Source organism: Streptomyces sp. NPDC059002, from assembly GCF_042740435.1.
Taxonomy (GTDB): Bacteria; Actinomycetota; Actinomycetes; order Streptomycetales; family Streptomycetaceae; genus Streptomyces.
Genome location: NZ_JBHYJI010000014.1, coordinates 76912 through 84903 on the forward strand (window position 1 = coordinate 76912; position 7992 = coordinate 84903).

Annotated in this window: 4 protein-coding genes; 1 reads left to right on the plus strand and 3 read right to left on the minus strand. The window is 70.2% G+C overall.

Features of this window, described 5'->3' with window-relative positions; translation table 11 throughout:
- Nucleotides 1–7: 7 nt before the first annotated feature.
- From pflB to nirB, 3 genes are all read right to left on the minus strand, one after another.
- A complete protein-coding gene (gene pflB, locus ACFWZ2_RS15685; RefSeq protein WP_384545824.1) occupies nucleotides 8–2266 on the minus strand; it encodes a formate C-acetyltransferase in 2259 nt (752 codons plus the stop codon).
- Nucleotides 2267–2518: 252 nt separating this feature from the next.
- Nucleotides 2519–3952 carry a NarK family nitrate/nitrite MFS transporter gene (locus ACFWZ2_RS15690; protein WP_384545826.1) on the minus strand — a complete coding sequence of 478 codons (1434 nt, stop codon included), beginning with the start codon at nucleotides 3950–3952 and terminating at the stop codon, nucleotides 2519–2521.
- A 135-nt stretch (nucleotides 3953–4087) separates the two neighbouring features.
- Nucleotides 4088–6868, minus strand: coding sequence for a nitrite reductase large subunit NirB (nirB, locus tag ACFWZ2_RS15695; protein ID WP_384545828.1), 2781 nt, complete (start codon nucleotides 6866–6868; stop codon nucleotides 4088–4090).
- Between the two features lie 353 nt (nucleotides 6869–7221).
- Between nirB and ACFWZ2_RS15700 the strand changes: the two genes are divergently transcribed.
- Nucleotides 7222–7992, plus strand: a 771-nt coding sequence (locus ACFWZ2_RS15700) for a sirohydrochlorin chelatase (protein ID WP_384545830.1), incomplete at its 3' end; no start/stop codon positions are given.

Genomic DNA, 7992 nt, shown 5'->3' on the forward strand with positions numbered 1-7992 from the left:
CGGTGGCTCAGAGCGAGCCGTGGAAGGTGCGGTTGATGACGTCGAGCTGCTGATCGCGGGTCAGCCGGATGAAGTTGACCGCGTATCCGGAGACCCGGATGGTCAGCTGCGGGTAGTTCTCCGGGTGCTCCATGGCGTCCTCCAGGGTCGCCTTGTTGAGCACGTTGACGTTCATGTGGAAGCCGTCGCTGGCCATGAAGCCGTCCAGGACTCCGGAGAGGTTCGCCACCCGCTCCTCGGGGGTGCGGCCGAGCGCGTCCGGAGTGATGGTGTTGGTCAGCGAGATGCCGTCCTCGGCGTCGTCGTAGTTGAGCTTGGCGACCGACATCGCGGAGGCGATGTAGCCGTGCTCGTCGCGGCCGTTCATCGGGTTGGCACCCGGGGCGAACGGCTCGCCCGCGCGGCGGCCGTCGGGGGTGTTGCCGGTCTTCTTGCCGTAGACGACGTTCGAGGTGATCGTCAGGACCGACTGGGTGTGCACCGCGTTCCGGTAGGTCGGGTGCTGACGGATCTTGCCCATGAAGTCCGAGACGATCCGCTGGGCGATGGAGTCGGCCCGCTCGTCGTTGTTGCCGTAGGCCGGGTAGTCGCCCTCGATCTCGTAGTCGACGGCCAGGCCCGTCTCGTCGCGGATGACCTTGACCTTGGCGTGCTTGATCGCCGAGAGCGAGTCGGCGGCGACCGAGAGTCCTGCGATGCCGCAGGCCATCGTGCGCAGGATCTCCTGGTCGTGCAGGGCCATCTCGATGCGCTCGTAGGCGTACTTGTCGTGCATGTAGTGGATGACGTTGAGCGCGTGCACGTACGTCTTGCCGAGCCAGCCGAGCATCGCGTCGTACTGCTTGGCGACGGTCTCGTAGTCCAGGTACTCGCCGGTGATGGGCTCGAAGCCCTCGACGACGAGCTTGCCGGACTTCTCGTCGCGGCCGCCGTTGATCGCGTAGAGGAGTGCCTTGGCGACGTTCACGCGGGCGCCGAAGAACTGCATCTGCTTGCCGACGGCCATCGCCGAGACACAGCAGGCGATCGCGGTGTCGTCGCCGTACTTGGGGCGCATCAGCTCGTCGGACTCGAACTGGATGGCCGAGGTGTCGATGGCGACCTTGGAGGCGAACTCCTTGAAGCCCTGGGGCAGTTCCTTCGACCAGAAGACCGTGAGGTTCGGCTCGGGGGCCGGGCCGAGGTTGTAGAGGGTCTGCAGGGCGCGGAAGGTGGTGCGCGAGACCAGCGGGCGGCCGTCCTCGCCGATGCCGGCCATCGACCAGGTGACCCAGGTCGGGTCGCCGGAGTAGAGCTCGTTGTACTCGGGGGTGCGCAGGAAGCGCACGATGCGGAGCTTGATGACGAAGTCGTCGATGAACTCCTGCGCTTCGGCCTCGGTGATGCGGCCGGCCTCGATGTCGCGCTGGAGGTAGATGTCGAGGAAGTTGTCGATGCGGCCGATCGACATGGCCGCGCCGTTCTGCTCCTTCACGGCGGCGAGGTAGGCGAAGTACAGCCACTGGATGGCCTCGCGGCCGGTGGCGGCGGGCCGCGCGATGTCGTAGCCGTACGACATCGCCATGGCCTTCAGTTCCTTGAGGGCCTTGATCTGCTCGGAGATCTCCTCACGCCCGCGAATGACCTCCTCGGTCGCCCACCGCTCGGCGAGCGCGGCCTTGTCGGCCTCCTTCGCGGCGATCAGGTGGTCGACGCCGTAGAGGGCGACGCGGCGGTAGTCGCCGATGATGCGGCCGCGGCCGTAGGCGTCGGGCAGGCCGGTGATGATGCCGGAGGAGCGGCAGGCGCGGATCTCGGGGGTGTAGGCGTCGAAGACACCTTCGTTGTGGGTCTTGCGGAGGTGGGTGTAGATGTCCCTGACCTCGGGGTCGGCCTCGTAGCCGTAGGCGTTGAGGGCTCCCTCGACCATGCGCCAGCCGCCGTTGGGCATGATGGCGCGCTTGAGCGGGGCGTCCGTCTGGAGGCCGACGATGAGGTCGCGGTCGGCGTCGATGTAGCCGGGCTTGAAGGCGTCGATGCGGGACGGGGTCTTCACGTCCACGTCGTAGATGCCCTGCTCGATCTCCGTGGGGAACATCGAAAGGAGCTTCTCCCAGACCTGGGTGGTGCGTTCGGTCGCGCCGGCCAGGAAGGAGTCGTCTCCTTCGTACGGGATGTAGTTCTGCTGCACGAAGTCACGGACGTCGACGGCGTCGCGCCACAGACCGCCCTTGAAGCCCTCCCAGGCTCCGTCGTGCACTGTCGTTTCCGCAGGAGTGGCAGTCATGACCCGCACCTTCCGTATCGCTTCTTCGCTACGCCTCCATTCCACTCCTGTTTGATCGATCAGAGGGCCCGCAATGGTCCTCGATTGGGGACCGATGGTCCCCAATCCCTTCTCGCCGGACCCCATCACACCGCTCTGACCTGGGGTTTCTTGTGGGACTTTGGGCCTAAGTTCGCTTGTGAATGCATTCACAAGAAATTCCCGGCCACCCCGTGGTACGGGATGACCGGGAAAGGCGAGCTGCTCGATGCGTCAGCTCGGTGCCTCCGCGCCCTTGCGGGCGTAGAACCACCAGGTGACCGCGATGCAGCTGACGTAGAAGGCCACGAAGCCCCACATCGCGCTGGTCACCGCGAAGTTGGCGAACATCGCGGGGATGAAGAAGAAGCCGTACGCCGCGATGGCGGAGGTGAAGCCGGTGACGGCGCCCGCCTCCATCTCGGACTGCTTCAGCGCCTTGGTGTACTCGGGCGTGCCCTCGGTCAGGCCCTTGAGGTGCTGGCTGCGGAAGATCACCGGGATCTGCCGGAACGTCGAGCCGTTGCCGATGCCCGAGAAGAAGAACGCGCTCAGGAAGCAGGCGAAGAAGCCCCAGAAGTTGCCGTTGTCGCCGCCGGAGGGAAGGAAGTTGATGACGCCGATGATGGAGATCGCCATGCCGACGAACGAGATGATGGTGACCCGCGCGCCACCGATCTTGTCGGCGATCCAGCCGCCCGCCCAGCGGGCGAGCGCGCCCACGGCCGGGCCCATCCAGGCGTACGTCGCCGCGGAGTAGGCCGCGTCGATCGGCGTGAACGTGGTCTTGATCAGCATCGGCAGGGCGGCGGCGAAGCCGATGAAGGAACCGAACGTACCGACGTAGAGCCAGGTCATCAGCCAGTTGTGCTTGCGCTTGAAGATGATCTTCTGCTGGCTGAAGGGGGTCGACGCGACCTTGAGGTCGTTCTGGCCGAACCAGGCGACGACGGCCAGGATCACCAGGACCGGCACCCACAGGAACGCGGCGTTCTGCAGCCACACGGGCGTGCCGTCGGCCTTGTGCTGGGCCGAGCCGACCGCGATGACCGAGCTGGTGATGACGATCGGGGTGAGCAGCTGGACGACGGAGACACCGAGGTTGCCGAGGCCGCCGTTGATGCCCGTGGCGTTGCCCTTGTCCTTCTTGGGGAAGAAGAAGCCGATGTTGGCGAGCGACGAGGCGAAGTTGGCGCCGCCGATGCCGCAGAGCGCGGCGATGGCGGTCATCACGCCGTACGAGGTGTCGGGGTTCTGGACCGCGATGCCGAGCCAGATCAGCGGGACGACCAGGACGATCGTGGAGAGCGCGGTGAACCGGCGCTGGCCGATCATCGGGCCGAGGAAGGTGTAGAAGATGCGGGCCGTGCCGCCCGTCAGGCCGGGGACCGCCGTCAGCCAGAACAGCTGGGAGGTGGAGAAGCCGAAGCCGACGTCCTTCAGGTTGGTCGCGGTGACCGACCACACCTGCCAGACGACGAAGGCCACCAGGAGGGCCGGGACCGCGATCCACAGGTTGCGGGCGGCGACCTTCTTGCCGGTGGCCTTCCAGAAGAGCTCGTTCTCCGGCTCCCAGTCGGTGATGGTCTTGCCGGGTCGGTACTGCGCGGGGTCGTACGACGTGCCCGTCGGCGCGGTCTGCGCCGTCTCGGCGGCAGGCGATCTCATGTTGGTTCCCAGTTCCCTCAGGGTCCCGACCTTGCTACGGGGCCTGACGTCTCCACGATCCGTCGCGCGGGGCCCGGACAGCAGAGGCGTAGGGCACCTGCCGTCCGGGCCAAAGATCAGGAGTGCGGCGGGACTTCAGACCTCGTGCGCCGCGGCCCCGGCCGTCGGCACCTCGTGCACGGGGAGCGCGACCGCGGGGTCGTCCAGGCACTCGCCGGTCCGCAGGTCGAACTCCTGCTTGTGCATCGGCGAGGCCACGACGGGGCGGCCGCCGCGGGTGCCCATGATGCCGCCCGCGATCACGTCGGCCCCGGAGAACGGGTCGCGGTTGCCGACCGCGTAGACCGTGCCCGCGGCGTCCTTGAAGAGGGCCGCCTCGGTGCCGTCGGGCAGGACGGCCGCCCGGCCGCGGCCCGGCTCGAGGAACTCGGGCGCGGGCCGCGCGAGGTGCCTCTCGAAGCGGGCGAGGGCCTCGGGGTCGTCGAGGACCGCCTGCCACTCGTCCTGGTAGGCCGCCGCGTGGCGGTCCATCTGGGCCTCCAACTCGGCGCAGATGCCCAGGGAGTCGTCGATCAGGACGGACTTCAGGTGGTCGAGGCCGCCGATGCGCTCGCACCACGGGGCGGTGCGCTCCAGGCGCTCGCCGGTGCGCAGGTAGTACATGAGGAAGCGGTCGACGAGGCGCAGGAGTTCGGCGGTGGACAGGTCGGCGGCGAGCAGGTCGGCGTGGCGCGGGGTGGTGCCGCCGTTGCCGCAGACGTAGAGGTTCCAGCCGTTGGCGGTGGCGATGACGCCGATGTCCTTGCCGCGGGCCTCGGCGCACTCGCGCAGACAGCCCGAGACACCGCCCTTGATCTTGTGCGGGGTGCGCAGGCCCCGGTAGCGCAGCTCCAGGTCGATGGCGAGCTGGACGGAGTCGCCCTGCCCGAACCGGCAGAACTTGGCGCCGACACAGGACTTCACCGTACGCAGGGACTTGCCGTAGGCGTGGCCGGACTCCAGGCCCGCGTCGACAAGTCGGCGCCAGATGGCGGGGAGTTGGTCCGCGCGGGCGCCGAAGAGGTCGATGCGCTGGCCTCCGGTGATCTTCGTGTAGAGGCCGAAGTCGCGGGCGACCTCGCCGATCACGATGAGCTTGTCGGGGGTGATCTCGCCGCCGGGGATCCGCGGGACGACCGAGTAGGTGCCGTCCTTCTGGAGGTTGGCGAGGAAGAGGTCGTTGGAGTCCTGGAGGGTGGCCTGTTCGCCGTCCAGGACGTGGCGCAGGCCGAGTTCGGGGGCGAGGGTGCCGAGGACGTTGCCGACGACGGGCTTGCACACCGCGCAGCCCTCGCCGCCCAGGCCGTGCCTGGCCATCAGCTCGGTGAAGGAGCGGATGTGCTCGGTGCGCACCGTCTCGTAGATCTCGGCGCGGCTCAGCGCGAAGTGTTCGCACAGGCCCTTGGGCTTCTCGATGCCGGCGGCAGCGAGTTCCGCGTCGAGCACGGACTGGAGGGTGGAGAGGCAGCCGCCGCAGCCGGTGCCCGCCTTGGTGCAGCGCTTGATGCCGCCGACGTCGGTCAGGGAGTTCTCGGCGACGGCGGTGCGCACGGCGCCCTTGGTGACGTTGTGGCAGCTGCAGACGACGGCGTCGTCGGGCAGGGCGTCGGCGCCCGGGAGTTCGGCGCCCGCCGCGGGCAGGACGTAGGCCTCGGGGGGTGCGGGCAGGGCGCGGCCCGCGTGCGGCTTCAGGGTGCCGTAGGCGTCGGCGTCGCCGACGAGGATGCCGCCGAGCAGTCGGCCGTCGGGGCCGAGGAGCAGCTTCTTGTAGACGCCTTCACGGGAGTCGGAGAAGACGACGGAGACGGCCCCGCCGTCCTCGCCCTCGGGTGCGAAGGGGTCGCCGAAGGAGGCGACGTCGGCGCCCATCAGCTTCAGCTTGGTGGAGGTGTCGGCGCCGGTGAAGACCGAAGTGCCCTCCCCCGCGAGAGCGTCGGCGGCCGCCTCGGCCATCTGGTAGCCGGGGGCGACAAGGCCATAGACGCGGCCGTCGGCGCTCTGGGCGCACTCGCCGATCGCGTAGACGTAGGGGTCGGTGGTGCGGCAGTGCTCGTCGACGACGACACCGCCCCGGTCGCCCACCGCGAGGCCCGCCTCCCGGGCGAGGCGGTCCCGGGGGCGTACGCCCGCGGAGAAGACCACGACGTCGGTGTCGATGGTGCGGCCGTCGCTCAGCCGCAGCGCCCGCACGTAGCCGTCGGCGTCCGTCTCGACCTGGCTCGCCCCGACGCCCGTGTGCACGGCGACGCCCATCGACTCGATGGTGGAGCGCAGCGCGGCCGCGCCGCCGTCGTCGACCTGGAGCGGCATCAGACGGGGCGCGAACTCGACGACGTGGGTGCGCAGACCGAGCGTGCGCAGGGCGCCCGCCGCCTCCAGACCGAGGAGGCCGCCGCCGATGACGACGCCGGTGGTGCGGTCCTCTTCGGCGGCGTACGCGGTGAGGGTCTCGACGTCGTACAGGGTGCGGTAGGTGAAGCAGCCGGGGGCGTCGGCGCCCTCGATGGGCGGGACGAAGGGGTAGGAGCCGGTGGCGACGACCAGGGCGTCGTAGGCGACGGTGGCGCCGGATGTCGTGGTGACCGTGCGGGCCGCGGTGTCGATGTGCTCGGCCGGGTCGCCCAGGCGCAGGTCGATGCCGTGGCGGGCGATGAAGTCGGGTTCGCAGAGGGTGAGTTCGGCGTCGGTGGCGCCGGTGAACGCGGAGGACAGATGGACGCGGTCGTAGGCGGGCCTGCCCTCCTCCGCGAGCACGGTCACCCGCCAGCCGGGGCCCTGCGGAGCGGCCGGGTCGGCCAGGGCGCCGCGCTCGGCGAGCACCTCGAGGAAGCGCTGGCCCACCATTCCGTGGCCGATGAGCACCAGGGTCTGGATCATGGGGGCACACTCCGTCGTCTGAGGTGGCTGAAGCTTCTGTGGTGGCTGGGTCACCCGTGGTGGCTGGGTCACCTGTGGCCGACCGCGTACCTCTTGACGGTAGGCCGGTCGGGGCGTGGCGCCGGGCCGAGAAGGGCCCCTCTGGGTGGGCCCAACGGCCCGGGGGATCGGGGCTTTTGGCGGCGGGTTCGCGGTGGGCGCGGGCGTAGCGTCGTGGGTGACGGGCTGCTCCCCGACCAAGAGCGCAGCCCGACGCGATGCGGTTTCCGGGGCGGGAGTGCGGCGACACCACTTTCCCGCTCCGGGCCCGCTCGCCGCGATCCCACGTCTTCGAACCACGGGTGGGCCGAGCAGTGCGACCTTTCGTTCTCGCCGTGCACGGCAGTGCGTTGCCGACCGCCGCAGCCACTCTCGGGCGGCTGTGCGACACGGTCGAGCGGCTCGGCGGGATCCGGCCGGTCGTGGGGCATCTCGACCACCAGTCGCCCTCCCTCGCCGAGGCGCTCTCGGAGCGCGCCGTCGTCGTCCCCCTCCTCCTCGGGGACGGGTATCACCGCACCGTCGACATCCCCGCCGTCGTCGCGGGGCGGGGACCGGGCTGTCTGCTCACGGAGGGCCTCCGCGGGGAGCCCGCCGTCGCGCTCGCCCTGCGGGACCGGTTGCGCGAGACCGAGGAGCGCGCGCAGGTGCGAGCCGACGCGGTGGTGCTCGCCGCGGCCGGGTCGTCGCGGTCCGGGGGCAATGACGGGGCCCTCGTCGCCGCCCGCCAGTTGCGGCGGCTGCTGCCGGGCGTCCCGGTGCGGACCGCGTACTGCTCCGCCGCCGAGCCCACCGTCCCGGAAGCCGTGGCCCGACTGCGGGCCGCCGGGCACCGCAGGGTGGTCGTGGCCACGCATCTGCTGGCGCCCGGACGCTTCACGGTCGCGCTGGCCGAGGCGGGTGCCGACGCGGTGTCCACGCCCCTCGCGGACCACCCACGGGTGGCGGGGCTCGCCCTGCGGCGGTACGAGTCCGCGGTACGGCACGCGACCACCCCGCGGCGCGAGGTCGCCCCACTGCACGAGCCAGCCCCGCCGCACGACCCAGCACCGCTGCACGAGCCAGCCCCGCCGCGCGTGGGCACG